The organism is Uliginosibacterium flavum (genome assembly GCF_040566545.1).
GTDB lineage: Bacteria > Pseudomonadota > Gammaproteobacteria > Burkholderiales > Rhodocyclaceae > Uliginosibacterium > Uliginosibacterium flavum.
Genome location: NZ_JBEWZI010000002.1, coordinates 1 through 21803, shown reverse-complemented (window position 1 = coordinate 21803; position 21803 = coordinate 1). Strand labels below are relative to the sequence as shown.

The following is a 21803-nucleotide window of genomic DNA, read 5'->3' as shown; positions in this document are numbered from 1 at the left end:
CAGCATGACATCAAAACTGTCGATTCTCGTTGCGCCGATTGGCAAACCTGTTGCAGCAGGGGTTGAGATGCTGTTGCTTCCTGCTGCAATGCTGGCGCTTGGCGTGTGGCTGAGTCCCGACGATCCGCTATTCGCCCGTACTCAATTTCCGTGGCCGTGGCTTACACCACTTATTCTGGCTTTGCGATACGGCCCCTTGCCGGGGTTTGGTGGTGCGCTGTGTCTGTTTTTGGGATGGTATGGGCTCGAGGGTTTTAATCTCGGCATGCAGGAAATCCCCTCGCTCTACTTTTTAGGTGGCCTCATCATGGTGATGCTGGCGGGTGAGTTTGCATCAATCTGGCGAGGGCGAGTGCGTCGTGCCGAAGCCACTCAGGACTACCTTGACCGCAGGCTGGGGAGTCTGACGCAAACACATTATCTGCTGCGGCTCTCTCATGATCAGCTGGAGCAAGAGCTGCGATCACGTCCCGTGTCGATGCGCGATGCGCTGACCGGTTTACGTGATCTGACTTCTGTTTCAGATCCTGAAAAATCCTTACCTGCAAGTGATGAGTTTTTGAAATTGGCCGCACAGTTTTGTCAGATCGAACGAGCCGCGCTGGTTCCAATCAAGAATAAGACATTACAGGCTTCACAAGCAGTCTTTCTCGGCGCTCGTTTCGCTTTGGTTACGAATGATCCGTTGCTGTGCAGAGCGTTGAACGAAGAGCTTCTTTGCCATGTCGGCAGTCTTGATGGTGATCAGCGAAAAGACAGCCATTACCTGGTCGTTGCTCCGGTTTCAGACGTCTCACAAAATATGCATGCGCTTTTGATCGTGGATGCATTGCCGTTTTTTGCATTGCAGGATGAAACCTTGCATATGCTGAATTTGATGCTCGGTTACTACGGAGATAGTCTGTCGGCCGCTGCACTGGTGGCCCCAATTCAATCTGAATGGCATGCCTGCCCGGCTGCGTTTGCGCTCGAGTTGCAAAGGTTGTCTCATCTTGAGCGCCAGAGTGATGTCCCCAGCACTCTCATTGCACTAAATTTTGCGGCCAATAAATCCTCCGAAGATTTGCCGTCCCGTATCCTGCGTCAGGAACGATCTCTGGATGTTACTTGGGTGATTGGAAAGGATCCCGCACGCCCGAGGGCATTGCTGGCGCTGCTGCCTTTGGCGGGCTCCGCAGCAGTTGACGGCTATCTCGCACGCACTGAGCGCTGGCTTGCATCGCAATTCGAAACGAATCTTGAAGGGGTTGGAATCAGCTTCCGCGCGTGGCAAATCGGGGACATGCCCCCACTGACTTTGCTCAGTCAAGTTCTGGAGGAATGCAATGTTGAAAGCGATGCTTGCGCTCTACGCGCTACTGCTTGAGTGCGCGGCATGGGGGCTGTTCGTCGCACGGGATAGCGCTTCCGATGTGCTATTCATTATGTTTTTTATGACGCATTTCCTTGCCAGTGCTTCACTTGCGTCATGCATGCTTTTAATTGTATCCGGAGAAGTCAAAAAAACATCGCAGGCGCTCTGGGCGTTGTTTTTTAGTGTTGCAGCATTCATGCCACTGCTGGGCTTTGTCGTGGTGATGTGTATTGCTTTTGCACTGCTTCGAGTGCCCTTGTTCGTCAAGAAGACCCATTTTTCCGCGCTGGGCTTGCCACTTCTGGATCCGCGTGATCGACCGGGCGAGTGGGCTTTTCGTCAGGCCGGATTGCGTCACTTTTTGCACAATGATCGGGCTCCTCTGGATCAGCGCTTGAGGGCTTTGGTAACGCTAAAGGGTGCGCCGACGCAGTGTGCCAGTCCGGTTCTGCATGATCTGCTGGCGGATAAATCCGACGATTTGCGTTTGCTGGCTTATGGCATGCTCGATTCGCCGGAAAAGCGACTTAATGCCCAGATTCACAAATGGCGACTTGTCTGGCAAAAAGCTGTGGACGCGCCTTCACGCCGTGGGGCGGCGCGACATCTTTCCGCGTTGCACTGGGAGTTGATTTATCAAGGCTTGGTGCAAGGTGATCTGCGTCGTCATGCCGCAGAGAGTGCTCTGCGTTTTCTTGAACAGACGCCAGATAAAGAAAGGGATGCTGGCCTGCATCTGCGGCATGGTCGCTTGTTGCAGGAAATGGGCCGGATCGAAGAGGCTGGTCCCGCCTATCATCGGGCAGACTCTCTGGGCCTGCCTGCGCCACGCGTACTACCTTACCTTGCCGAGTTGGCGTTTGCGCGTCGTGATTTTTCAGAAGTCCTCCGACTTCTGAAAACGCTGCGAGCCTATCCTGACCAGAGCCGTCTTCAGCCATTGCTGCGTTTCTGGGGGATAGCATGAGCAATGAAGAGAATTTTCCCAAGGCTGCGGATGCTGATATTGCCTTGCTGCTTGAAAGCACCTTTCCATACATTTCCGGCGGTGTTTCAAGCTGGGTGAATCAGATCATCCAGGCGTTTCCAGAAATCCGGTTCGCCGTGGTTTTTCTGGGGAGCCGGCGCAAGGACTACGGCAATCTAAAATATGCGTTGCCTGACAACGTCGTCCACGTGGAAACGCACTATTTGTATGACGATTTGAGCAGCCACGGCGTCGACGTTGTCTCAAGGCCTGGTGACGCTGCAGTGTTTTCGCGGGTGGGTGATTTGCACGATGCTTTTCGACGTCAAGGCGCCGTAGATCTTTCAGCATTTGATGAGGTCACGGCGCGGATGATGCATGGCCGCAATCTCACCTTGAAGGATTTTCTGCACTCTGAGCAATCCTGGGCGTTCATTACGGACTCTTACCGGCGGTTTTGCACTGACCCGAGTTTCGTTGATTATTTCTGGACGGTGCGCATCATGCACCAGCCTCTGTGGAAGCTTACCGATATAGCGAAAAACATGATTCCGGTGAGAGCGCTGCATGCCGTGTCGACAGGCTATGCCGGCTTGCTCGGAGCTTTGCTTGCCCGCTCAAGGGGCTTGCCTTTGATCTTGTCTGAACATGGTATTTACACAAAGGAGCGCAAGATCGATCTGTATCAGAGTGAGTGGATTCGCGACAACCGCAACCCCTTCCAGAAGGATTCTTCGGAGCTCTCTCATTTCCAGACGATGTGGATTCATTTCTTCGAATGGTTGGGGCGAATTTGCTACGATTCCGCCGATCCGATCATCGCGCTCTACGAAAAGAACCGGCTGCGTCAGATTGAAGACGGTGCTAGCGAGGAACGCACTTGCAACATCCCGAATGGCGTGAACGTGGGGCGATTGGCCGCGCTGCGGGAAAGGCGGGGAGAGAAGATCCCGCCGGTGCTGTGTCTGATTGGGCGTGTTGTGCCGATCAAGGACGTCAAGACCTTCATCCGCGCAATGCTTATTCTGGCCAATCGCATGCCGGTTGTGGAAGGATGGATTGCCGGGCCGGTAGATGAAGACCCTGCTTACGCTCGCGAGTGTCGCGAGTTTGCTGAAAACCTCGGTCTGGGTGACAGGCTCCAGTTTCTCGGCTTCCAGCAAATCGAAGATTTGATGCCAAAAATCGGGGTTGTGGTTTTAACGTCTATATCAGAAGCCTTGCCTCTGGTGATTCTTGAAGGTTTTGCCGCCGGAGTGCCAGCGCTCACCACGGATGTTGGTGCGTGCCGTCAGCTGGTGTATGGCCTGGACGAGGAAGATCGCGCGCTGGGAGCGGGTGGGCGCGTCGTGGGAATTGCGAATCCGGAAGAACTGGCTGATGCCGCCATAAGCCTGCTTAAACCGGATAACTGGTACGCGGCGCAGGCCGCTGGCATTGCCCGTGTCGAGAAATATTATTCAGATGAGCTGATGTTTGATCGGTACAGAGCCGTGTACATGCGTGCTTTGAACCACGCATGTGTTCCTGGCGCGGATTTCGCCCCTATGCGCTGTCCATTCGGAGGGTAGGTATTCTCATGGCGGGCATTGGATTCGAGCTTCGAAAACTGCTGCGCAAAGATACGCTTCTGGGTTTGCTGCAGGCCTATGTCTATGCAGGCGTGATTAGTTCGGGGCCTTGGGTGCTGTCAATTGTCGGCATTCTGATTGTAGGCGCTCTATCGCACGCAGTCGTCGAGCCAAACGTGCTGGTAACGCAATTTCAAGTGTCGGTAACGTACTTGATTGCGTCGTCCTTGATTTTGACCGGCGTGCTGCAACTGGCGTTTACACGATTCATCTCCGACCGCATGTTCGAACATCAGGAAAACCTGGTTTTTTCCAATCTGAATGGTGCATTCCTGGTGACCTTCGCAGCCGCCGGCATGTTCGGTCTGCTCTGTGCGATGACCCTGTTTTCGGGCTTCGGGGTGGTCTACAGAATTCTTATGCTTTCGGGCTTTGTGATGCTCTGCGGCATCTGGATTGCGACCATCCTGCTCTCCGGGCTGAAGCGCTATCTAGCTATCGTCGTGCTGTATGCCTCCGCCTATGCGATTGTGGTCTGCCTGGCTTTGCTGGCCCGGCCATGGGGGCTGGAGGGGCTGCTGGCTGGATTCGTGGTGGGCCAGTTCGTCTTGCTGGTTGGCGTGTGGCTGCTGATTGCTCGGCAGTTTCATTCGCCACAATTCATCTCCTTTGATTTTTTACGCAAGGGGGTGATTTTCCCTTCACTGATGGTGATTGGCCTGCTTTACAACCTTGGGGTTTGGGCCGACAAAATCATGTTCTGGTTTTATCCAGATACCTCGACTGCAATCATTGGCCCCTTGCGCGCCTCGCTGATTTACGACTTGCCCGTTTTCATGGCCTACATATTCATCATTCCAGGGATGGCCGTTTTCCTGGTTCGTATCGAGACTGATTTCGTCGAGTATTACGACCGTTTCTACGACGCGGTCCGCTCCGGCGGCTCGCTCACGCATATCGAAAACATGCGTGACGAGATGCTCTATGCGATCCGCCAGGGCTTGCTGGAAATCGGCAAAATACAGATGCTGGCCGTGCTCGTGGCGATGGTGACTGGCCCGGCTGCGCTCAAGGCGCTGGGGATATCCGAGCTTTACCTCTCACTGTTCTATATACAGACGGTTGGCGCCAGTCTTCAGGTCGGGCTGCTGGCCTTGCTGAACGTCTTTTTTTATCTGGATCAGCGCCGCATTGTTCTTAATCTCTGTGCGCTCTTCGTGCTGGGCAATGTCTTATTCACCGCAATGACGCTAAAAATGGGCGCAGTCTGGTACGGCTATGGCTACTGTGCTGCTACCTTTCTGACGTTGTTTGTCGGCCTGTATCTGCTTGATCACAAATTGGGTCGTCTTGAGTACGAGACATTCATGCTGCAGTGACGCGCTGCAGGCATAGACGATAAATTGCGCGCGTTCCCGTCGCGCCAGGGCGACAAGTCGTTTCCGGACGCCTCCATGAACTTTTCCTGAGTATCTGATTGACGCAAAGCCAAGGCGCTATGCCGCTGTGGAAGTCCCTCACGATTCCCTTGTCGGGCGTTGTGAGGCGAATCCAAGGTGTGTAGAGTCGGGCTGAATGTATGGCAATCACGAGAAGACAGGAGAATCTTTATGGCGCAAAGCAGGCTACATCTGCTGATCATTGATCCGCAGAATGATTTTTGTGATCTGCCTGCGGCGTATTGCCCGCCTGATCCGCTGAGCGGGCTTCCCATGACGCCAGCGCTGCCGGTAACGGGCGCGCACGCCGACATGCAGCGTCTGGCTGCGCTGATCGATGCGGGCCGGGCAGGGCTGAGCGAGATCACCGTCACGCTGGATTCGCACCAGCATCTGGATATCGCGCATCCCACCTTCTGGTGTGACGCCAGTGGCGCGGCGATTGCGCCCTTCACCCCGATCACCGCTGCCGACGTGTATGCCGGCAAGTTTCAGCCCCGACTCGCCGAGGCGCAGGGCCGCGTGCTTGCCTATCTGGATGCGCTGGAGGCGGCCGGGCGTTATACGCACATGGTCTGGCCCGTGCATTGCGAGATCGGCACCTGGGGCCACAACATTCACCACGACCTGCGTCTCGCCCTCAATCGCTGGGAAGAGCAGCGCCTCGCCATTGTCGGCAAAGTCGTGAAGGGCACGAATCCCTGGACCGAGCATTTCAGCGCCATCATGGCCGAGGTGCCCGATTCCGCCGATGTCAGCACCCAGCTCAATGCCGAGTTGATTGCCCAACTCCAGCGTGCGGATCGCCTCTACATCGCGGGCGAGGCCGGCAGTCATTGCGTCAAGGCGACGGTTGAACACATCGTCGATAACTTCGAACATGCCGATCTGCATAAGCTCGTGCTGATCGAAGACTGCATCAGCCCGGTCGGCGGCTTCGAGGTGAATCAGGCTGAATTTCTCAGCAGCATGCGGGCACGCGGCTTGCAGATCGCCCGAGCGAGCGATGTGCTTGCCGAGTTGCAAGCGGACATCTGATTTTGTAGGGCTGACTTCAGTCGGCCATTCACGCGAGAAGTGCGACTGAAGTCGCACCTACGAAACCGGATTATCTTGGCCGGAAAATACACGGCCCTTGAAAGAACAAACATGAATCAGAACCACCAAGCGCCCATCGTGCGCAGCCTGCTCGAAAACGACCTCTACAAATTCACCATGTGGCAGGCGCTGCTGCACAGTCATCCCGGTGCGCAGGCTGAGTATCGCTTCGTCTGCCGCAATACCACGGCTTTCCCGCTGGCTGAATTGAAGGAGGCTGTAGAACTAGAGCTGGAGCGGCTCTGCAGCCTTCACTTCGCGCAGGACGAGCTGGATTACCTCTCCAGCCTGCGCTTCATCAAGAGTGATTTTGTCGACTTCCTGACCGTTTTCCGCTTCCAGCGCCGCTTCATCGAAGTGCGCGCCGAGGGCGAGCATCTGTCCGTCGTCGCCAAAGGGCCGCTGGTGCACGTCATGGGCTTCGAGATTTTCGTGCTCTACATCGTCAATGAGCTCTACTTCCGCCGCCTGAGTCAGGATGGCGTACTGGAGGTGGCACGCGAACGTCTGCGCGGCAAGATCGAACTGCTCAAGGCCAACGCAGCGGAGTTGGCTGCTGATCCGGATTCACCCTTCGTATTCTTCGATTTCGGCCTGCGCCGGCGCTACTCCGGCGCCTGGCAGGAAGAAGTCGTGCAGACCTTCGCCCGTGAATTTCCTCAGCACTTTCGCGGCACGTCCAATGTGTATCTGGCCAAGCAGCATGGCCTCACACCCATCGGCACCATGGCGCATGAATACCTGCAGGCCTACCAGTCCTTCGGCTTCCGCTTGCGCGATTTCCAGAAAGCCGCGCTCGAAGGCTGGGTGCAGGAATACCGTGGCGATCTGGGCGTCGCCCTCACCGACGTGGTCGGCATGGACGCCTTCCTCGGCGATTTCGACCTGTATTTCGCCAAGCTCTTCGACGGCCTGCGTCACGACTCGGGCGATCCGGTGGAGTGGGGCGAAAAGGCGCTGGCGCATTACGCCAAGCTGCGCATCGACCCGAAGACCAAGCGTCTGGTCTTCTCCGACGGCCTCAACATCCCGCGCGCGCTTGAGCTGTATCGCCACTTCCGCGGCCGCATCCCGACCAGCTTCGGCATCGGCACCGACCTGAGTAACGACACCCCGCACAAGGCACTCAACATTGTCATGAAGATCACCGCCTGCAACGGCCAGCCCGTCGCCAAGCTATCGGACTCGCCGGGCAAGACCTTGTGCGAGGACGAAACCTTTCTGGCTTATCTGCGGCAGGTGTTCAAGCACCCGGTTTGACGACATGAAATGAACCACTGCGCTGGATCTAGTCAACGCAAATCCAAAAGCCTGGCCCGCGCGGCTCCTTCCCCCTGGCAGGGGGAAGGCTGGGATGGGGGTTCTCACGTACAACAAGGCGTGTCCTTTGTTGGACATTTTTACCCCCACCCTTGCCCTCCCCCTTAAATGAGGAGGGAATGTTCGGGCCCGCTGCTTCTCCTTTTGTTCCCAGCTCGGCGCCGCGAAAAACATTACCCGTCAGGACCACCACAATGCGCATCACCCCTGAAATGACCCTCTTCTGGCGTGCCAACGAAATCCTCGGCAACTGGTATCCGAGCACTTTCGTCGTGGACGGCCAGAGCTTCAATAGCGGCGAGCAGTGGATGATGCATGCCAAAGCCATGCTCTTCGGCGATCACGAAATAGCCGCAAAAATTCTGCAGGAAGTGCACCCGCGCCGCCAGAAACTGCTCGGCCGGCAGGTGCGCGGTTTCGATGCTGCGATTTGGGATGCGCGCAGCGAAGAACTTGTCTTCATCGGCCTACTCGAAAAATTCCGCCAGAACCCCGCGCTCGCAGCCGAGCTGCTGGCCAGCGGCGAAACCCTGCTGGTCGAAGCCAGTCCGGACGATCCCATCTGGGGTATCGGCCTCGAAGAGGAAGACCCGCGCGCCCTTGATCCCGCCCAATGGCAAGGCCAGAACCGGCTCGGCACGGTGCTGATGCGCGTGCGCGCGGTCTTGCGCTCAGCTGCTTCGGAGTGAGGCTGGCGGCTTGCCACGCCGCAGATTGGCGAATTTCAGGAGGCTGTCTGTAGATCCGCGCTGCGCCTGTCTGTGCGGCATGCCTGCCCGCTCAGGTCCGTTGGGTGCGGGTCTTCAGGCAGGTCGTTTTAAAAGCCTGAAGTGCGCCCTGCGAGGCCGAAAAGCCGGCGATGTAGGGTGGGCACGGTGTGCCTACGCGGCGTATCATCCTATGCAATTGACACAGTCTGGTTTGGGGGTTCGTTATGGAAAGCTATGTTTTTAGAACGATGTGCGGCGCGCAGGGTTACTTTCAAGTGGATGGCGACGATTGCTATATATATGCGGCAAACAATTACTTTCTGCCGATAAAATCAGAGTGCAAGTTATCTCATTGGGTTGCGGCAAAGGATGATTTAAATATATGTTTTCCTGAAACGACGCATTCTGACCCAATGAGTAAGGTGGCAAGTTATTTTGTTTGGAGTGTTTGGTCTTCGGGTGGGGACATATCTCCAAACATAGTTGAATTTTCTAAGGCGCGACTTGAATCCGGCGTATACAGTTTAAGAATGAATCGCGGTAGCTATTGCTTGTATGAGCAATATAAACGGACTAGCAATTCTTTGATTGATGAGGTTCGTTCGTTTCATAACATTTCTGAGGCTATGGAGCAAATATTCAAGGTGCTTGAGCCTGTGATGGAAAACTTGACTGCGTATGGCCATAGAGTGAGAGAGGTTCTTACTATTGCGTGTGCTGAGGTTGAGTATCTTCTTCTTCAGTTTTTAAAAGAAAATAATTATGAGCCGAAAAATAGATACACAACTAAAGATTTTGTAAGGGCTTTGCCGTATTTGAAGCTTGATGTTTTTGAGGTTGTTTTGGAGATGCACCCTTTGTTAGGTACGTTTGTGCCATTCAAATCATGGTCCGATGAAAGCCCAACTAAGTCGATCCCATGGTATGACGATTACAATGCTGCAAAGCACGATAGGGGGAGCAATTTCTGTCGAGCGTCATTCGGTTCTTTAGTAAGTTCGGTGGCCGCAATACATGTTTTGCTTGAAGCTCAATATGGAGAAGAAGTTTTTGATTGTCCTATGAGGTCTATGTACAAAAGTTGTTTCAAAACGACAAAAAGGCCAATTTGGCCTGTTGGCGATATTGCCGCCCCGGCTTTTTCCCCCAACGGTAGCGTTTTATGGAATCGGGAAAGTGGTGTTTTTTGTGCAGAGTGAATCCCGCCCTACAAGACCGTAGTTCGTGAATATCCAGAAAGAAAACATGACTACCCCCCAAACCTTCACCACCGCCGTCCTGATCGGCCGTTTCCAGCCTTTCCATTCGGGCCATGCCGCGCTGCTGGCCAAGGCGCTGGAGACCGCGCCGCAAGTCGTGGTGCTGCTGGGCTCGGCCTTCTCCGCGCGCAATGCCAAAAACCCCTTCAGCTGGGAGGAGCGGGCAGCGATGATCGCTTGCACGCTGGATGAGGCGCAGCGCGCTCGCGTGAGCTTCCTGCCGATGCGTGATTGCTATGACGATGCGCGCTGGGCGGCGCAGGCCAGCGAGCTGGTGCGGGCGCACGTGGGTGAGGGCGCACAGGTGGCCTTGATCGGTTATCTGAAGGATGCGTCCAGCCAGTATCTGAATCGCTTCCCGGACTGGACATTTATCGCCGTGCCGCAGCAGGGCGAGATCGAGGCCAGCGCGCTGCGCGCGATCTGGTTCGAGGGCGAGGATGCCTGCGTGACGCGTGCGCTACTGGCGCCGCTGTTGCCGCCGGCGGTGCTGGAGTATCTGCAGGGCTGGGCGCGGCTGGCGCATTTCGCGGCGCTGCGTGAAGAGCATCTGGCCATCGAGGCGAGCAAGCGGGTGTGGGGTGTCGGCCCGTTCATCACGGTGGATGCGCTGGTGAAGGCGTCCGACCAGATCTTGCTGATTCGTCGTGGTCGCGCGCCGGGCAAGGGTCTGTGGGCACTGCCCGGTGGCTTTCTGGACGGGCGCGAGCGGGTGCTGCAGGGCGCGATCCGCGAGCTGCGCGAGGAGACCGGTTTCGGCCTGCTGGATGCGACGCTGGAAGAGGCGCTGGTGGGCACGGCGGTATTCGATCATCCTGATCGCAGTGCGCGGGGCCGCACGATCACGCACGCGCATTTCTTCGATCTGAAAAATGCCCGTCCGCCGCAGGTGGCCGGTGCCGATGATGCGGCCGAAGCGCGCTGGGTGCCGATCGCGGCGCTGGCAGCGATGGAAGGCGAGCTGTTCGAGGACCATTTCAATATCCTCAATCACTTTCTGGGCTTGGTTCAATAAAGACGATTTTCCGCAGCCAGGCATTCACGGTGGATGACTGCGCAAGCGACACACGACGGGAGAAAACATGTTTGGCATTCGTTTCATCAAGGTTGAACCGACGGATTTCGTACTCCAGTTCAAGCGCGGGCAAGTCGTGCGCGAAGGTGCCGGCCTGTCCTTCTTCTACTACGGCCCGACCTCGTCGCTGGTGCGTGTGCCCGTCGGCAGTGTCGATGTGCCCTTCATCTTTGAAGAGGTGACGGCGGATTTTCAGAAGGTGACGGTGCAGGGCCAGCTGACCTATCGCGTGGCGGATCCGCGCAAGCTGGCGCAGCTGATGAATTTCACGCTGGCGCCGAATGGCCGGGACTTCAGTTCCGACGATTCGAAGAAGCTGCCGCAGCGCTTGATCAACCATGCGCAGGTGCTCACGAGCACGTCCTTGCGTTCGACGCCTTTGCGCGAAGCGCTGGGCGGATCCGATACGCTGGTAGCCAGCGTGCGCGATGGTCTGCGTGCGGCGGAAGCCATTTCATCGCTGGGGGTCGAGGTGCTGGGGCTGTCGATTCTGGCCATCAAGCCGACGCCGGAAACGGCGCGCGCTCTGGAGGCGGAGACGCGCGAATCCATCCTGCGGCAGGCCGATGAGGCGGTGTTTACACGCCGGAATTTCGCCGTGGAGCAGGAGCGCGCGATCAAGGAAAACGAGTTGAATACCGAAATCGCGGTGGAGAACAAGAAGCGCCAGATCAAGGAGGCGCAGATGGACGCAGAGAAATCCGTTGCGCAGAAAAAGCGCGAACTGCGCGAAGCCGAGATGGCGACCAAAATCGCCCTGGAGCAGCAGAACAAGGATTTGCTGGCGCTCTCCACCGCGAATGCGCGGGATGAGTCGGATGCCAAAGCCTATGGCATATCGGCCATGATGAAGGCGCTGTCGCAGACCGACCCGAAGACGCTGCAAGCCTTGACCTGCGCGCGTCTGGATGCGGCGCAGCTGGTCGCCTTGGCGTTCAAGGAGCTGGCGGAGAATGCGGAGAAAATCGGTGAGCTGAATATTTCGCCCGAGCTTCTGAATGGCTTGCTGAGTCGCGAGACGAAATAGGCATGAATCGGCAGACTGAAAACAAGATCGTTCTGGTTACGCGAAAAAGCCGGCTGGACGACTTGATTCAACGCTTCAATACCGAAGGCCAGGCGCGATTCTATGTCGAGCATCTGGGCGCGGATTTTTCGGACTATCTGCTCGAACACCAGCGTTACCGGCAGGCCGTGTTCGATGCCGAGCAAAGCCTGTCGCGGCATGGGCGCGTGCAGGTGGTGGATCGTGCGTTCGTGCCGAATTTCGTGTTCGGCGGCCAGGATACGGTCGTGGCGCTGGGGCAGGATGGACTGGTGGCCAATGTCCTCAAGTACCTGACGACCCAGAAGCTGGTCGGCGTGAATCCCGACCCGGCGCGCTGGGAAGGTGTGCTGTTGCCCTTCGTCGTGCGTGATCTGGATCGCGTGCTGCCGGAGGTCTTCGCCGAGAAGCGCCGCGTGCGCGAAATCACCATGGCGCAAGCCACGCTCAACACCGGCGAGTCGCTATGCGCGGTGAATGACTTGTTCATCGGCCCGCGCTCCCATACTTCGGCCCGCTATGAAATCAGCTGTGGCGGGCAGACCGAGCAGCAGTCCTCCAGCGGCATCATCGTGTCGACGGGGCTGGGCGCGAGCGGCTGGCTGCGCAGCGTGATCGCCGGCGCCAGTGGCATCGTGTCGGCGCTGTCAGGCGCGGCTGATGATGCGGCGGCCGAGATGGCTGATTTCAGTTGGGAATCGGACTACCTGTATTTTTCGGTGCGCGAGCCGTGGCCCAGCAAGACGTCCTCCAGCGCCATCAGCTTTGGTCAGGTGACGCCGGCCAGTCCCTTGACGCTGGTGTCGCAAATGCCGGAGAACGGCGTGATTTTCAGCGACGGCATGGAGCATGATTTCGTGCAGTTCAATGCCGGCACGCGCGCAACGATCAGCCTGGCGGAGCGACGTGGCTTGCTGGTGGTTTGAACGGTTTCGTGAATGGTGTGCTGATGCAGGATCTCAGGCGTGATGATGCCCGTAGACCCGCATGCAACGGCGCTTTGCAGGCCGGAAACGTGAAAAGGTCCGTCCTGTCTTGATCTTCGGGATGCATGCCTGCAGAAAGCCAGCAGGCGCGGCTCTTCAGCTAGGTTGTGCGGGTGAGTGCCGTCTGGAATTATGCCGAAAGCTTGGCCAGGACAAGGGTTGCCGTCACGCCCTCGCCGATGCCGGATGTCAGCGTTACGGTGCCGCCGTGGGCTTCCGCGATTGCCTTTGCAATTGGCAGCCCCAGGCCCGTACCGCCGGTATGGCGGGCGCGTGAGGATTCGATCCGGAAGTAGGGCTCGAAGACTTTCTCCAGCTCGCTTTCAGGAATGCCGGGGCCGTTGTCGGTGATGCTGATGCGTACCGCCGTATCCGTTTCTTCGACGCCGATCTTGATGTTGCCGCCGCCGTAGAAGCGCGCGTTGTCGAGCAGATTGGCAATGCAGCGACGCAGAGCGTGCGGGCGGGCCCTGATGGCGTGCGTGCATTGGCCTTGGCGGGTGATCGTGGCGCCGAGTTCTTCCATGTCTTCGATGACGCTGTCGAGCAATGCGTTGAGGCTGACCGCTACCATCGGTTCGGTGTCGGAGCCGGCGCGCAGAAAGTCCAGCGTGTGGCCGATCATGCTGTCCATTTCACCGAGGTCCCGCGCCATCTTTTCGCGCAGCTCCGGCGCGATATCGCCTTCCAGGCGAAGGCGCATCCGTGTGATGGGCAGGCGCAGGTCGTGCGATACCGCCGAGAGGGCCTGCGCCCGGGTGTTCACGAGGCGTTTGATGTCACGCTGCATGGTGTTGAAGGCGCGCACGGCCTGCTGAACTTCCTGCGGCCCGCTTTCCGGGAGTGGCGGCTGGTTCAGGTTTTTCGCGAGGCCGGCCGCGGCTCTCGAAAAGTGGGCCAGGGGCCGGGTCAGGCGCCGTACCGCCCAGATCGCCAGGGCTGTCGTCGCCAGACCCAGCAACACCAGAAGCGCGATGAGGCGGTAGGGCAGGTCGGTTGCCGGAACCGGCAGCAGGTGGTGAAAGGTGACGACGACGTCATCATGAAGACGGATCTGGGCGACGTAGGTACGGGCGAACAGCTTGCCCCGGCTAAGCACTGAATCGTGCCCGCCTTCCGGGTGGTTGGGGCGCGGCGGTGGATGCACACCCATGAGCATGGGGTCGATGCGTTCCAGTGCCAGCATCTGGATTTCCAGCGGCTGCGGGAGCTGACGCGTGGCTTCCGCAGCGAAGAGCCGGGCGTCAGGCGATTCGTCGATTTTTTCTACGGCCCAAGGCACCGAGAGGGAGAGCATCGTCGGCTGCACACTCAATGCCTTGACGAGCATTGGCCGCTCGGTCGGCTCGGCCTGATCCAGCACGGTTGCGATGCCTGCCATGCGCTGGGCGGCATATTCGGCGAGCAATTTGTAGTTCAGGCGCCCGCGATCCTCCAGCAGCAACCACAGACCCAGCACCTGCACGATGGCAAGGACTACGAACAGCGCCAGCGCGATCTGGCCGAAGAGCGTGTGAGGTAGCCATTTCATGCGCTCGCCTCCACCCTGGTGGCGAGCATGTAGCCTTCACTGCGCACGGTTTTGATGAGTTGGGGGTCGCGTGCGTCATCGTTCAGACGCCGCCGCAGGCGCGAGATCATCACATCGATGGTGCGATCAAAGGGCCCAGCGTCACGCCCGGCCATGGCATCGGTCAGCTGATCGCGCGAGAAGACGCAGTTTGGCGTTTCGGCCAGCAGGTGCAGGAGGCGAAATTCTCCAGTCGACAAAGCAATCACGATGCCATCCGAGTCGATCAGATTTCGGGCGGCAAGATCCAGGGTCCAGCCGGCGAAGTGCAGCGCCTTGGCCGGGCGATCGCGGGGTTCGTGGTCTTCGGCGCGGCGCAGGATGCTGCGGATGCGTGCCAGCAGTTCGCGCGGATTGAAGGGTTTTGGCAGGTAGTCGTCGGCGCCCATCTCCAGCCCGATGATGCGATCCATGTCATCGCCGCGAGCGGTGAGCATCAGGATCGGCAGGCGCGAGGCGGCACGCAGGTTTCGACACAGCGTCAGGCCGTCTTCACCGGGCAGCATCAGATCCAGGATCAGCAGGTCAGGGGTAGATGCTTCCAGCATTTTGCGCATGGATTGACCATCGCCCGCCGTCTCGACAAGGAAACCGTTGTTGCCCAGGTAGCCGCGTAGCAGTTCGGTCAGTTCCGGGTCGTCGTCGACGACCAGAATTTTCTTGTTCATGGCAGTACGCGTGAAATTCGGTGCTTTCCAGCATAGCCGGAAGCTGCCTGCGGGGCGTGGTTTTTTCGCATAGGGAACATGCAGTTACAGGTATTTACAAGCCATTTACAAAACGCCGCCTAAGTCCCCTATGTGGTTCACACACCTGTCGTTCAATGTAGCCATCCCAGCTCAATCGGACGGGCCCTGATGCCTTGGTTGGAGAAGCATCACCGTGGGAGGGGGCGGCTCAGCGGGTGGCGCAGGAATCCGCCCGCTGAACGGTGGATGTGAGTTTTTGATTGTCATAACAAGAGTCTGCGAACATGAATGCACGTAATGAAATCCTGATGCAGGAGACGCCTTCCTCCAATGCCGACATGAAGGCGGCAACGCGTCGTGCCGTCTGGCTGAAGTTGCTGATGCAGTGGCACTGGATCAGCTCCGCCGTGAGCCTGGTGGGCATGCTGTTCTTTGCGGCCAGTGGGATCACGCTGAATAACGCGGATGTTTTCGAAAGCACCACGGCAAAGGTGACGCGCCAGTCCGCCGTGCTGCCTGCGGCCGTGCTGACCGAGCTGAACACGCAGGCGGGTGAGGGTGGGCGCGAGGTGCCGACCGCGCTCAAGGCCTGGCTGCGCGAGAACTGGCAATTGGCGATCTTCCCGAAGGCGAGTGAGTGGCAGCCCGATGAAGTCTTCGTGGATCTGAAAAGCCCCGGCGTGGACGCCTCGCTGACAATTGATCGGCATAGCGGGGCGATCCAGTACGAGTCAAGTGATCGCGGCTGGGTTGCGTACTTTAACGATCTTCACAAGGGCCGAAATGCCGGCCGGGTGTGGAGCTGGTTCATTACCTTGTTCGGCGTCGCCTGTGTGATTTTCAGCGTGACCGGCCTGCTGATCCTGCAGGTGCATGCACGTTCGCGCTGGACAGTGTGGCCGGTGACGGGGCTGGGCCTGCTGTTGCCCTTGCTGCTGATGCTGCTCTTTGTGCATTGAATCTAAATTTGAAAGGAATAATCATGAAATCTCGTCTCTGCTCTTCAATCCTGTCCCTCTTCGGCGTGGGGCTCGCTTTGCCTGCTCAGGCGGCTGATGCCCAGCTTGAAATCAATTTGCCGTCGATTCAGGGCGCGCGGGTCAAGCGCCCTTACGTCGCGGTGTGGCTGGAAAAGGCCGCCAGCCATGACTTCGCTGGCAACATTGCCGTGTGGTACGACATGACCAAGCCCAACAATATCGGCGCCACAAAGTGGCTGCCCGATATGCGCAGCTGGTGGCGGGTGAGTGGTAGCCAGGCTAGCTTTCCGATTGATGGCGTATCGGGGGCGACCCGACCGGCAGGCGATCATGTGATCAATCTCGGTGCGACTGACGCTGTCAAGAAACTGACCCCGGGCGACTACGAAGTTGTGGTCGAGGTGGCACGCGAGCACGGTGGCCACGAACTACTGCGCTTACCCATGCAGTGGCCGCCTCGCAGCGCGGCGAAGGCGGAAGCCTCCGGTGCGGAAGAAGTCGGTCTGGTGCGTCTGACGACCAAACCCTGAGCGTGTGATGATGAATTCGTCCGTTTCCCGGGTGCTGGTTCCGACCCGCATCGATCACGCTTCCGGCCTGCCTGAGGGCGATGTGTACAAGCTGTCGGGGACCTGTATGGGCACGATCTGGAGTGTGCACGTGGTCATCTCGGAACGCACCGTGCCCGGTCAGTTGCAGACAGATATCGCAGCTATCCTGGAGTGCATTGAGGCTCAGATGAGCCACTTCCGCGAAAGCTCGGTGCTGCGCCGCTTCGCACGCCTGGAGGCGGGGGACTGGATGGCGCTGCCGGAAGAGTTTGCGTTTGTCATGCACGCAGCACTGGACGTAGCCCGGCTCAGTCAGGGCGCTTTCGATCCGGCCCTTGCCCCCGCGATTGATGCGTGGGGCTTCGGAGCGGCGCTGCGCTTTGGTGACGCCGGATTCACGCCCCCCGCAACGGGTATTCCGCATCCAGCGCTGACATGGCAAGCCCTGGAGGTGAAAGAGGGGCGCCTGCAGCAGCCTGGCGGGATCTCCTTGAATCTTGCCGCGATAGCCAAGGGCTTCGCCGTAGATAGCGTATCTGGCTACCTCACGCATTTGGGGCTGGTGCATCACCTGGTTGAGGTGGGGGGCGAATTGCGTGGCGCTGGCATGAAGCCGGATGCTCAGCCCTGGTGGGTGGCGCTGGAGTCGCCCGCAGTGGATTGTCCTCTGCCGCCCACACGCATTGCGCTGCATGGGCTTGCGGTGGCGACCTCTGGAGATTATCGGCGGCGCTATCTGCTGGACGGGCGCCCCATGCAGCACACGATCGATCCACGGACAGGAGCACCGGTTGCGCACGCACTCTCCTCGGTGACCGTAGTCCATGAAGAGTGCATGTACGCCGATGCCTGGGCGACCGCGATCATGGTGCTGGGGGCGCAAGCAGGCCTGCAGCTCGCCGAAGCGCAAGGGCTGCGCGCCCTGCTGCAATGGCGGGGAGGAGATGGAAAATGGCGCGAGGCATCCAGTACCGAGTTCAAGGCGTTGCAGCCTTAAAGGAATGGAAGTAATGGAATACGTATTTGGAGATCTCTGGCGCGTACAGGTCGCGCTCGCGCTGAGCTTGGCCTACGCGCTGCTTTGCTACCTCATGTACCGCAGAGCGTTGCTGGCGGGGCTCAGCCCTCAAGCGGACAGGCATATCGGCACTGACGCGAAGCCGGTCTGGATCATTTATGCAAGCCAGACCGGACAGGCCGAGGCAATCGCCCGGCTGGCTGGCCGAGCCTTGGGCGCGTCGGGCGTGCCTGTCAATCTTCGCCGCATCGATCAGCCCTGGCTGAATGAAGTCGCCGGCGCTCGCCATGTGCTGTTTGTCGTCAGTACTTGTGGCGAGGGCAGTCCGCCAGATCATGCCCTCGGATTTTTTCGGACCCGTCTGGCTGCCGGAGCATGCGCCGCTCTGCGGGGGCTGAGCTATGGCGTACTGGCGCTGGGTGATCGCAGCTACCCGCACTTTTGCGCTTTCGGGCTTCAACTCGATCAATGGCTGCAGGCGTCCGGCGCCATTGCGGCCTTTCCGCGTATTGATGTAGATAGACTGGATGCGCCAAGCCTGACGCGCTGGAAGCACGCCCTGCAGGGTTTGGGAGCGCAGACCGCGGTGATGACCCCTGCACTCGATACTGGCTTTTCGGACTGGCGCTTTGTTGGCCGTCGTTGTCTGAATATCGGCAGCCCCGGCGCACCGCTGTTCAAGGTGGAGCTGCAGCCCTTGGCCGGCCTCCTGCCGGCATGGCAGGCGGGGGATCTCGTCGACCTGATCCCGCCCGGTGCGGAAGGCCGGGCGCGGACCTATTCGATAGCTTCCCTGCCGGAGGAGGGGCGGCTTGAACTGATCGTGCGGACCATGATTCGCGAAGATGGCACGCCTGGCCTGGCTTCCGGCTGGCTCAATCAGAGTGCCTGGGCCAATGACCGGGCTTCGCTCAAGATTCGTCGTAACCCTGGTTTTAACCTCGCATGCGGTCTGGATACGCCCCTGATCCTGATTGGCGCCGGCAGTGGAATCGCCGGCTTGCGCGCCCACCTGCAGGCCCGGGCACAGGCTGTCGCAGCCTCCGGAAAAAACACCCCTGAACGCTGCTGCTGGCTTGTCTTCGGCGAGCGCTCGGGGCGGCATGATCGCCCCTGCCATGTCGAGATTGAGGCCTGGCGGCGCAGTCGTATCCTGACGAAGCTGGACCTGACTTTCTCGCGTGACGATCCGATCACGTCCTATGTTCAGCATGCCTTGCTGAAGAACGCGAGGGAGCTTCAGGTCTGGGTGGAAGGGGGCGCCCACATTCTCATCTGCGGCAGTGCACAGGGTATGGCGCAGGGTGTGGATCAGGCGATGCGCAGTGTGCTGGGCGGCGAACAGGTGGATCGATTGCTCGAAGCAGGGCGTATCCACCGCGATGTGTTCTGATTCTCTGCCTGCAGGCGCATGTCTGAATGTACAGACCTGTCTCACCAATAATCAAAAGCCCAAGGCATGCCGCGGGCTTTTTTTGATCTCGTCAGGTCGGTTCGAAAAGCTCGACGGACTTGATTGACTTCTAGAAACCACCTCCTCTGTAGGTGGTCATGTCTGTCAGGTTACGAGGCCGCGCCCGCTTCCGACGATGCGCAGATCTGCTGGCGCGATGCGGCTGGGCGGGTGACGGAATTGATTGTTGGCAAAGGCGCGGATCTGGCGCATCTGCTGGAGCGTGCGCGGCCATGCTTTGATGCGGCGCCTGTGACGAGTGCGGCCGATTGCATCCAGCGCATCGAGCCGCTGATTGTGTGGTCGGTGCGTTTTGGCGCTTTCGGGTCGACTGCGGGGCATGTTCAGGTGTTTGGAATGGATCTCCATGTCAGCTTCATGCAAGCCTTGCAACAGGTGTAAGTCAGCTCTGGGTTGCACAATGGATGCTTGGGGCATGCGCGCATGCCTTGTCTTCAAAACAAAACGAGGGGAGTCCAATGCTGAGGAACAGAATCGCTGTCATCGCGTGCTTTATGACGGTTATGGGGTCGGCGAATGCTCAGGTTTTCAAGTGCATCGAAAATGGGAAAGTGACGTTCTCGGAGATCTCATGCACAGGCAATAGCACTGGCTCTGAAATTGCCGTTCGCCCGAACGTCATTGATTCCTCTGAGTCGCGCGAGCAGGTTCTGAGCAAACAGGTTCAGGACTTGCAGAGCGAGCTCTCGCAACGTCAGCCGCCTGCAGTGGCTGTTGAAGACAAGGCGAATTCAAGCGCCTGCAAACAGGCCACCCGTTCCTATGAGAACGAAGCTGGCTCAGTCAGAAATGACTTAGAGCTTATTGCTACCAAAAGGTCGGCGATGTTCATTGCCTGCGGGCAGCAAGAGCCCGCAAGTGTCACCACGAAAGTTGTTTATCAACGCCAACGCCAAGGTGTCGTGCCGACGCGGGATTTGAACGGCTGTGACGCTTTCGGGTGCAGGGGGGCTGACTTGAATCGCAACAACAAGAAAGAGTCTTCCTCGCGCTTGCGGGCTCTTCCTGGTCGGGTCGGCACTCCGCCAAGCACGCAAGCTACGCGTAGCGGATGCCTGCAAGCCGCTTCAGGTGGTTCAGGTGCTTCGCTCTGCGCTCGTCGCGATTGAGCCAAGCTGAAGCTGGCTTTGTTGTTTTTTACATCAGCTTGCCATTGAGCTTTCGGGCCGGTGGCGGCGGATATTCAGGCTTTTTGAAAAGCCAAGGTCTAGTCCCAGTACGGCTCAGAGCCAAACAGGGCCAGCAGATACTCGATAAATGCCCGGGTCTTCAAAGGAAGATGGCGGTTAGGCAGATGCACGGCGTAGAGGAAGCGTTCAACTGGGACATAGCCAGGTAAAACCTCCACCAACTTCCCCGCCTGCAATTCTTTACCCACGATAAATGTGGGTAACAGCGCAAGACCGACCCCGCCCAGTACGGCTTGCGAAAGCGCTTCGTCGTCGTTCATGCGCAGCGTGCCGGAAACCGGCACTGCAATGTCACCATCTGGGCCGCACAGACGCCAGTGCCCACCGGTACTCATATAGGAGTAGTCCAGACAGTTGTGGCGCTCCAGATCGCTTGGCATTTGCGGCGTTCCGCGACTGGCAAGGTAGGACGGGCTGGCACAAATCTTCCTGCGGATCGGGGCGAGTTTGCGCGCCACCAGATTCAGTCCAGGCTCAGCGGTGATGCGTAAGGTCATGTCATAGCCTTCCTCCACCAGATCGACGAAGCGGTCACTGATGGTCAGATCTACCGAAAGATCCGGGTATTGCGCCATGAAGCCGGGCAGTGCGGGCGCTACATGCAGTGTGCCGAATGCGACTGACGAACTGATTTTTAGCGTGCCGCGCGGCTCCAGATGCAGACGACTGATGGTGTCTTCCGCCAGGCTGAGCTCATCCAGAATGCGATCGCAATGCTCGAAGTAGGCTTCGCCTACCTCGGTCAGACTGAGCCTGCGGGTGCTGCGTTGCAGTAAACGCACGCCCAGCATGCTTTCCAGTCGGGATACCGATTTGCTGATCCGGGATTTGGAAACATTCAGCCGGGTGGCCGCGCCCGTGAAGCTTTTTTCCTTGACTACTTGGGCAAAGATCAGCATGTCATTGATGTCGTGCATACAGGCCTCATTGTTTCCATTTTGGAAACATTGTTGTGCAGTTTGCCTGGCTTATCAAGCCAAACTGTGTGGCCTTATGATGTTCATGGATTTCAAGAAGACGCGTTTTCAGGCTGAAAGTGCCGTTTGTACAGGAAAGTCAGTCCTGTCTTTCGATAATCTATTTGTCGGCGCCAGTCGCAGCATCTCCTGTGAACGATTGTTGGTTTCTGTTTTGTTTCCAATGCGGCGCCAAATATGTCACCCCACCGATCATCAAATACACCTGCGAATTCAGGTTCGCCAAGGGAGCTGCACGTCCATGCATTACGCCTCACATGAAGAATTCGTCGCTCGCGTGGCCAAGCAAAATCCGGGTCAGCCGGAGTATCTGCAGGCTGTGACGGAGGTGATGGAAAGTCTGTGGCCCTTTCTGGAAAATCAGCCGAAGTACGCTGCCAACGGTTTGTTGGAGCGATTGGTCGAGCCCGAACGGATAGTCATTTTCCGGGTTTCCTGGGTGGACGATAAAAACCAGGTTCGCGTCAACCGTGGTTACAGGATTCAGCACTCATCCTCGATTGGTCCCTACAAAGGAGGTTTGCGTTTTC

General features: G+C 58.2%; 21 protein-coding genes. 17 read left to right on the top strand and 4 right to left on the bottom strand.

Features of this window, described 5'->3' with window-relative positions:
• Positions 1-4: 4 nt before the first annotated feature.
• The 11 genes from ABXR19_RS01840 to ABXR19_RS01790 all read left to right on the top strand — a co-directional run bounded on the left by ABXR19_RS01840 (position 5) and on the right by ABXR19_RS01790 (position 12764).
• A complete protein-coding gene (locus ABXR19_RS01840) occupies positions 5-1366 on the top strand; it encodes a PelD GGDEF domain-containing protein (RefSeq protein ID WP_354599377.1) in 1362 nt (453 codons plus the stop codon).
• Positions 1326-2321: a tetratricopeptide repeat protein gene (locus ABXR19_RS01835; RefSeq protein ID WP_354599376.1), complete on the top strand. Its 996-nt coding sequence runs from the start codon at positions 1326-1328 to the stop codon at positions 2319-2321. The genes ABXR19_RS01840 and ABXR19_RS01835 overlap by 41 nt, the downstream gene beginning before the upstream one ends.
• Entirely contained in the window at positions 2318-3892 is a 1575-nt protein-coding gene (gene pelF, locus ABXR19_RS01830; RefSeq protein ID WP_354599375.1) for a GT4 family glycosyltransferase PelF, read from the top strand. Before ABXR19_RS01835 ends, pelF begins: the two co-directional genes overlap by 4 nt.
• 8 nt (positions 3893-3900) lie before the next feature.
• Positions 3901-5271, top strand: a complete 1371-nt coding sequence (gene pelG, locus ABXR19_RS01825; RefSeq protein ID WP_354599374.1) for an exopolysaccharide Pel transporter PelG — start codon at positions 3901-3903, stop codon at positions 5269-5271.
• Between the two features lie 231 nt (positions 5272-5502).
• The gene (locus ABXR19_RS01820) at positions 5503-6369 is read left to right on the top strand and encodes a cysteine hydrolase family protein (protein WP_354599373.1); all 867 of its coding nucleotides are present in this window, start codon (positions 5503-5505) and stop codon (positions 6367-6369) included.
• A 111-nt stretch (positions 6370-6480) separates the two neighbouring features.
• Entirely contained in the window at positions 6481-7689 is a 1209-nt protein-coding gene (gene pncB / locus ABXR19_RS01815; protein ID WP_354599372.1) for a nicotinate phosphoribosyltransferase, read from the top strand.
• A gap of 254 nt (positions 7690-7943) precedes the next feature.
• Positions 7944-8438, top strand: coding sequence for a riboflavin biosynthesis intermediates N-glycosidase (ybiA, locus tag ABXR19_RS01810; RefSeq protein ID WP_354599371.1), 495 nt, complete (start codon positions 7944-7946; stop codon positions 8436-8438).
• 245 nt (positions 8439-8683) lie between these two features.
• Positions 8684-9658 carry a hypothetical protein gene (locus tag ABXR19_RS01805; RefSeq protein WP_354599370.1) on the top strand — a complete coding sequence of 325 codons (975 nt, stop codon included), beginning with the start codon at positions 8684-8686 and terminating at the stop codon, positions 9656-9658.
• Positions 9659-9704: 46 nt separating this feature from the next.
• Positions 9705-10733: a bifunctional nicotinamide-nucleotide adenylyltransferase/Nudix hydroxylase gene (locus ABXR19_RS01800; RefSeq protein WP_354599369.1), complete on the top strand. Its 1029-nt coding sequence runs from the start codon at positions 9705-9707 to the stop codon at positions 10731-10733.
• 67 nt (positions 10734-10800) lie between these two features.
• Entirely contained in the window at positions 10801-11820 is a 1020-nt protein-coding gene (locus ABXR19_RS01795; RefSeq protein WP_354599368.1) for an SPFH domain-containing protein, read from the top strand.
• Positions 11821-11822: 2 nt separating this feature from the next.
• A complete protein-coding gene (locus ABXR19_RS01790; RefSeq protein WP_354599367.1) occupies positions 11823-12764 on the top strand; it encodes an NAD(+)/NADH kinase in 942 nt (313 codons plus the stop codon).
• Between the two features lie 190 nt (positions 12765-12954).
• Here ABXR19_RS01790 and ABXR19_RS01785 read toward each other — a convergent pair whose 3' ends face one another.
• On the bottom strand, positions 12955-14355 hold the full coding sequence (locus tag ABXR19_RS01785) for an ATP-binding protein (protein WP_354599366.1): 1401 nt from the start codon (positions 14353-14355) through the stop codon (positions 12955-12957).
• Positions 14352-15062: a response regulator gene (locus ABXR19_RS01780; protein WP_354599365.1), complete on the bottom strand. Its 711-nt coding sequence runs from the start codon at positions 15060-15062 to the stop codon at positions 14352-14354. The genes ABXR19_RS01785 and ABXR19_RS01780 overlap by 4 nt, the downstream gene beginning before the upstream one ends.
• Before the next feature lie 305 nt (positions 15063-15367).
• Between ABXR19_RS01780 and ABXR19_RS01775 the strand changes: the two genes are divergently transcribed.
• From ABXR19_RS01775 to ABXR19_RS01760, 4 genes are read left to right on the top strand one after another with little or no spacing between them, the layout of a single operon-like run.
• Positions 15368-16042 (top strand): PepSY-associated TM helix domain-containing protein, encoded by a 675-nt coding sequence (locus ABXR19_RS01775; protein ID WP_354599364.1) that lies wholly within the window; start codon positions 15368-15370, stop codon positions 16040-16042.
• A gap of 23 nt (positions 16043-16065) precedes the next feature.
• Entirely contained in the window at positions 16066-16593 is a 528-nt protein-coding gene (locus tag ABXR19_RS01770) for a DUF2271 domain-containing protein (RefSeq protein ID WP_354599363.1), read from the top strand.
• 7 nt (positions 16594-16600) lie between these two features.
• Complete coding sequence (locus tag ABXR19_RS01765) at positions 16601-17611, top strand: FAD:protein FMN transferase (RefSeq protein WP_354599362.1); 1011 nt, start codon at positions 16601-16603, stop codon at positions 17609-17611.
• 13 nt (positions 17612-17624) lie between these two features.
• Positions 17625-19025 (top strand): sulfite reductase subunit alpha, encoded by a 1401-nt coding sequence (locus tag ABXR19_RS01760; protein ID WP_354599361.1) that lies wholly within the window; start codon positions 17625-17627, stop codon positions 19023-19025.
• A 165-nt stretch (positions 19026-19190) separates the two neighbouring features.
• Here the strand turns inward: ABXR19_RS01760 and ABXR19_RS01755 are convergent, their stop codons facing one another.
• The gene (locus ABXR19_RS01755; RefSeq protein ID WP_354599360.1) at positions 19191-19523 is read right to left on the bottom strand and encodes a hypothetical protein; all 333 of its coding nucleotides are present in this window, start codon (positions 19521-19523) and stop codon (positions 19191-19193) included.
• A gap of 11 nt (positions 19524-19534) precedes the next feature.
• Between ABXR19_RS01755 and ABXR19_RS01750 the strand changes: the two genes are divergently transcribed.
• Positions 19535-20215: a hypothetical protein gene (locus ABXR19_RS01750; RefSeq protein ID WP_354599359.1), complete on the top strand. Its 681-nt coding sequence runs from the start codon at positions 19535-19537 to the stop codon at positions 20213-20215.
• A 98-nt stretch (positions 20216-20313) separates the two neighbouring features.
• On the opposite strand, the gene ABXR19_RS01745 is transcribed toward ABXR19_RS01750, so the two are convergent.
• A complete protein-coding gene (locus ABXR19_RS01745) occupies positions 20314-21213 on the bottom strand; it encodes a LysR family transcriptional regulator (RefSeq protein ID WP_354599358.1) in 900 nt (299 codons plus the stop codon).
• A gap of 85 nt (positions 21214-21298) precedes the next feature.
• Between ABXR19_RS01745 and ABXR19_RS01740 the strand changes: the two genes are divergently transcribed.
• Positions 21299-21803 (top strand): Glu/Leu/Phe/Val dehydrogenase dimerization domain-containing protein (locus tag ABXR19_RS01740; RefSeq protein ID WP_354599357.1); only part of this gene is annotated, 505 nt, incomplete at its 3' end.

What these genes read in the sequence shown, in the direction of transcription:
- ABXR19_RS01840 (WP_354599377.1), top strand. Translation starts at nt 5, where the DNA reads ATGACATCAAAACTGTCGATTCTCGTTGCGCCGATTGGCAAACCTGTT.
- ABXR19_RS01835 (WP_354599376.1), top strand. Translation starts at nt 1,326, where the DNA reads ATGTTGAAAGCGATGCTTGCGCTCTACGCGCTACTGCTTGAGTGCGCG.
- pelF (WP_354599375.1), top strand. Translation starts at nt 2,318, where the DNA reads ATGAGCAATGAAGAGAATTTTCCCAAGGCTGCGGATGCTGATATTGCC.
- pelG (WP_354599374.1), top strand. Translation starts at nt 3,901, where the DNA reads ATGGCGGGCATTGGATTCGAGCTTCGAAAACTGCTGCGCAAAGATACG.
- ABXR19_RS01820 (WP_354599373.1), top strand. Translation starts at nt 5,503, where the DNA reads ATGGCGCAAAGCAGGCTACATCTGCTGATCATTGATCCGCAGAATGAT.
- pncB (WP_354599372.1), top strand. Translation starts at nt 6,481, where the DNA reads ATGAATCAGAACCACCAAGCGCCCATCGTGCGCAGCCTGCTCGAAAAC.
- ybiA (WP_354599371.1), top strand. Translation starts at nt 7,944, where the DNA reads ATGCGCATCACCCCTGAAATGACCCTCTTCTGGCGTGCCAACGAAATC.
- ABXR19_RS01805 (WP_354599370.1), top strand. Translation starts at nt 8,684, where the DNA reads ATGGAAAGCTATGTTTTTAGAACGATGTGCGGCGCGCAGGGTTACTTT.
- ABXR19_RS01800 (WP_354599369.1), top strand. Translation starts at nt 9,705, where the DNA reads ATGACTACCCCCCAAACCTTCACCACCGCCGTCCTGATCGGCCGTTTC.
- ABXR19_RS01795 (WP_354599368.1), top strand. Translation starts at nt 10,801, where the DNA reads ATGTTTGGCATTCGTTTCATCAAGGTTGAACCGACGGATTTCGTACTC.
- ABXR19_RS01790 (WP_354599367.1), top strand. Translation starts at nt 11,823, where the DNA reads ATGAATCGGCAGACTGAAAACAAGATCGTTCTGGTTACGCGAAAAAGC.
- ABXR19_RS01785 (WP_354599366.1), bottom strand. Translation starts at nt 14,355, where the DNA reads ATGAAATGGCTACCTCACACGCTCTTCGGCCAGATCGCGCTGGCGCTG.
- ABXR19_RS01780 (WP_354599365.1), bottom strand. Translation starts at nt 15,062, where the DNA reads ATGAACAAGAAAATTCTGGTCGTCGACGACGACCCGGAACTGACCGAA.
- ABXR19_RS01775 (WP_354599364.1), top strand. Translation starts at nt 15,368, where the DNA reads ATGAATGCACGTAATGAAATCCTGATGCAGGAGACGCCTTCCTCCAAT.
- ABXR19_RS01770 (WP_354599363.1), top strand. Translation starts at nt 16,066, where the DNA reads ATGAAATCTCGTCTCTGCTCTTCAATCCTGTCCCTCTTCGGCGTGGGG.
- ABXR19_RS01765 (WP_354599362.1), top strand. Translation starts at nt 16,601, where the DNA reads ATGATGAATTCGTCCGTTTCCCGGGTGCTGGTTCCGACCCGCATCGAT.
- ABXR19_RS01760 (WP_354599361.1), top strand. Translation starts at nt 17,625, where the DNA reads ATGGAATACGTATTTGGAGATCTCTGGCGCGTACAGGTCGCGCTCGCG.
- ABXR19_RS01755 (WP_354599360.1), bottom strand. Translation starts at nt 19,523, where the DNA reads ATGCCCCAAGCATCCATTGTGCAACCCAGAGCTGACTTACACCTGTTG.
- ABXR19_RS01745 (WP_354599358.1), bottom strand. Translation starts at nt 21,213, where the DNA reads ATGCACGACATCAATGACATGCTGATCTTTGCCCAAGTAGTCAAGGAA.